This is a genomic window from Corallococcus aberystwythensis (genome assembly GCF_003612165.1).
In the GTDB taxonomy this organism is placed as follows: domain Bacteria; phylum Myxococcota; class Myxococcia; order Myxococcales; family Myxococcaceae; genus Corallococcus; species Corallococcus aberystwythensis.
In genome coordinates, this window is sequence record NZ_RAWK01000466.1 from 1 (window position 1) to 3,584 (window position 3,584).

At 68.8% G+C, this 3,584-nt stretch carries 3 protein-coding genes and 1 pseudogene; 3 read left to right on the forward strand and 1 reads right to left on the reverse strand.

All coding sequences use genetic code 11. The annotated features are described in order from the left end of the window. Window positions 1–770 (forward strand): hypothetical protein (locus D7W81_RS42660; RefSeq protein ID WP_158621788.1); only part of this gene is annotated, 770 nt, incomplete at its 5' end. A 55-nt stretch (window positions 771–825) separates the two neighbouring features. Here the strand turns inward: D7W81_RS42660 and D7W81_RS40360 are convergent. Continuing rightward, complete coding sequence (locus D7W81_RS40360) at window positions 826–1,434, reverse strand: hypothetical protein (protein ID WP_147445809.1); 609 nt, start codon at window positions 1,432–1,434, stop codon at window positions 826–828. 150 nt (window positions 1,435–1,584) lie between these two features. On the opposite strand from D7W81_RS40360, the gene D7W81_RS40365 reads away from it, so the two are divergent. Beyond that, a complete protein-coding gene (locus tag D7W81_RS40365) occupies window positions 1,585–3,045 on the forward strand; it encodes a hypothetical protein (protein WP_147445810.1) in 1,461 nt (486 codons plus the stop codon). Window positions 3,046–3,133: 88 nt separating this feature from the next. After that, window positions 3,134–3,584 (forward strand): annotated as a pseudogene (locus D7W81_RS40370) (hypothetical protein); the annotation flags it as partial.

A 3,584-nucleotide genomic window follows, 5' to 3' on the forward strand; every position in this document is an offset into this window, starting at 1 on the left:
GCTTCATCTTCGACTCCACGGAGCTCGCCACGCCTCCCACCGGAGGAATTCCCACCACCCTGCTTCCCCGCACCGCGTTCGACGCCGCCGTGTTGCAAAGCTCCCTGGTGGGCACGACCGAGCCCTTCTCCCAGACGGAGGTGCCGTTGGGCACCCGCTGGGACCTGGAGTCCCAGACCTGGAAGATCGAGCGCGATCCCTCCGAAGGTCAGGTGCTGGTGCTGAACAAGGCCGGCGCGGGCCCGGAGACTCCGCAGGAGCCCGCGGTGTTGCAGCGGACCGCGCTGGCACGCTTGCAGCGCTGGGGCATCCCCACGGCGGAGCTGGGGGCGGTGCGGCAGGTGAAGTCCTTCATCCAGAGCGAGGAGAACGCGGTCCTCGAAGCGCCCGTGCTCCACCGCCACAAGACCTTCGTGATGCGCGCCATCAACGGCATTCGCGTGGAGGGCCACCGCGCGGTGGTGTCCCACGGCCCGGATGGCAGCTTCCAGCGCGCGCTCATCAGCTGGCCGGCCCTGGCCCGTTCAGGCCACCTGCTGCGAACGCGGCTGACGACGGCGCAGATCGAGCAGCGGGCGCGCGAGGCGCTGTGGGCCGAGGGTGAGACGACGGGGGCCGTGCACCTCTCCTGGAAGTACGTTCCCACCCAGCTCAGCACGGGTGAATGGGCGCTGACGCTCCAGGTGGCCGCCGTGATGCCCTCGGTCACTGGCGCGACGAGCACCGAGGAGCCGCGCGTCATCGACGTGGACGTGAGCGCGGTGCCCTGAGTCCGCTGCACCTGAACGCGACGGAGGAGCACGCCAACGAGCGGCTCCTCCGTCGCTACATGAAGCCGAAGCCCTTCTTGACGAGCAGTCTTCTGGAGGAGCTCGCCTTCACGGTGGTGAGTTCGATGGTGTCGTCGCTCTCGCCGGTGACGTCCTGCTTCAGCTCACCGACGAACTTGCCGTACTCCCCCGTCTGGGGATTCAGGACCAGGATGGAGACGATCTCGTCGTAGCCGTAGATGTTGAACTTGCATGACATCCCTGCGTTGCTTCCACACTTGAGCTTGATCTGAATCGCGGCGTTCGTGGCGAAGCTGTCCAGGACGCCCCGGGCCGCCAGACAGCTGTAGATCTTGATGGTGATCGCCCTGTCGGTCAGCCCGTCCGCGAGCAGCCGCGCGGCCAGCTCGTGCGGCTGGAGGACTTCCGGGGTGCCACCATCCGAGGCGGCCCGGTCGACCATGCGGTTCGGCGTCACGTCGCCGTGGCCAATGATGTAGAGCGTGTCGCCGGGCTTCAGGTCGTCGAGCGGCTTGTCCGGACCGTGCCGCACCCGCACCAGCTCCTTGGTCCAGCCCCGCGCCACCTCGGCCTTGATCCACCTGTCGATGAGATCCTCGATGCAGTCGCTCTCGAAGGGATTGTAGAGAAACACTCTGGGCATGCGCGTCATTGCACCATGCGGTCCTGTACGAAGTCGAGCCGTGCCGTCAACCGCGCGGGCCCATCGCCTTTCCGCCTCCGTCTGGGATTAGAGTCACGGCCTGGAGGTGACCGCTTGGTGAGGCACGGTGCGCCACGAGTCCTGATCTGCATGATGGCCTTCGCCACCGCCGCGTGTGCCGCTGGCGTCCCTGCCCGGGGCGCGGCGGGGGTCTACGCGGCGCGGCCAGCGCCTCTGGCTGGACGCACGGGCGGCTCGGCTTCCGGGCCCACCTGGTCCTGGCTGGAGCGGGAACAACTGCGGCCCGACACCGGATCGCAGAGCGAGGAGGAGCTGCTGGACTGGCTGATCGCGGGAGACCCCGCCCAGCGTGCCGAGGCGCAGGTGCGGCTGCTCTCCCGGGGCGCAGCGCTGCTGCCCGGGCTGGAGGCGCTGGCCACCCGTGCCCGCGATGGCGAGGCACGGGCGGCACTGCTCGAGTTCATCCAAGTCCTGACGAAGCGCAGGATCCACCCCGACCTGCTCGGCGGCCATCCGGAGTTGAGCGCGCTGAGCGCGAAGGCCGTGGCCCGAGGCATGGGACTCGTGGCTTTCTGGGAGACGGAGCCCGCTCCCCGCGAACTCATCGAGGAACTCCCGGTGAGGCTCTGTGGCAACGAACCCCTGACTGACTCACGGCTGCGCATCGAGGGACGGAGGCTCCAGGAACTGAGAGACAAACTGGGAACGCTCGGCGGGTTGGCGCTGCCCGGCGTCGAGCGGCTCCTGGCCTCGCCCTCCGCCACCGTCCGTCTCCAGGGAATCGTGCTCGCGGCGGCGCTGGGACTTCGCCCGGGTCAGGCAGCGCTCGAACGGCTGCGGAACGATCCGGGAGAGGTCGAAATGGAAGGGCGTCACGCAGACTCGGACGTCATCGAGACAGCGCCCCTGGCATCGTGGCGGTCAAAGGTTTCACTCTCCAAGCGCGCGTCCCTGGTGGCACGGAAGTTCGGTGCATCCTGGCGGGAAGTCCGCGGGCACGACACCGCGGTGAACCGCGCCGAGGCCGGAATCATCGAGTGGTTTGGCGCCGTGCGGACAGCCGCGGCGGCGGATGACAGCCTCAGACCTACCGAACGCGTGTCGGAGGACCTCATCACAGGCCTTCGGCTGGATGGCGGCTGGGACGTCACGGATGCGCAGCAGTACTGGAACCATGTCAGGCCAGTGTGGCGCTTGTTCTGGAGGACGTTCGGCCCCGATCTGGATGACAGCACGCGGGGCGAATGGTTCGCGCTCCTCAACAGCCGGAATGGGTTCCAGATCCGCCGAGAGACTGGCTCCGGGGATGAGACCGTCGTCCGCGTCGAGACCCCTGCGGGAGAGGAGGCAGAGCTCGTCACCTTTCCCCACGGCGTCAACGCCCCGGTCGTGGTCCAGCGGGGAGTCCTTCCCCTCACGCTCTCTTCCAAGCAGCCGGTCTACACCCTCGGCATCCGGCTGCGGTTGGGAGGGGACTGGGTGGACTCGGGACCGTTCTTCGCTCCGCCCCAGGAGGGCCGGATGACGGTCTGGCTGCAGCCGGAGTTGTTCCTGCGCTACCTGAAGGAGCGCGCGGACCTGCATCGCTGAATCAAGACGGACCCGGGTTGTGAGTCATTGTGGCGTCAATGAGGGGGGCGTGCCTCGCTGGGGCGGGAGCGGATAGTGTGCCGGTCCCATGCGTTCGCTCCCGGGGCTCGTGCTCCTCCTGGCCACCTTCGTCTCCTGCGCTCCTCCCACTCCGGAGGGCGCGTCTTCCGGCGGCACGGAGCCCGCGCGCTCCCGGGCGGCGCTGACAGGAGGCGCCAGCGCGCCGGTCCTGCTGGGCGACCTCCGCACGGGCGTGGTGGAGAACCCCACGTACGCCACACCGGCCCTCATGGGCGTGGCGGGCGGGAGGGTCATCTTCGCGGACACCGACCGCAACGGCTATGAGCCCTGGGTGACGGACGGCACCCCGGAGGGCACCCGGCCCCTGGGGGACCTCAACCCGGGCCCCGGGGGAAGTCTCAGCATGAACGTGCAGACCCCCTTCGGGTCGCGACTGCTGCTGCCGCTGTACGACAGCGTTCACGGCACCGAGTGGTGGGTGACGGACGGCACCCCGGAGGGCACGCGCCTCATCAAGG

Bases quoted from the DNA above. Each gene is read 5' to 3' on its own strand.
- D7W81_RS40360 (WP_147445809.1), bottom strand. From the start codon at position 1,434: ATGCCCAGAGTGTTTCTCTACAATCCCTTCGAGAGCGACTGCATCGAG.
- D7W81_RS40365 (WP_147445810.1), top strand. From the start codon at position 1,585: ATGATGGCCTTCGCCACCGCCGCGTGTGCCGCTGGCGTCCCTGCCCGG.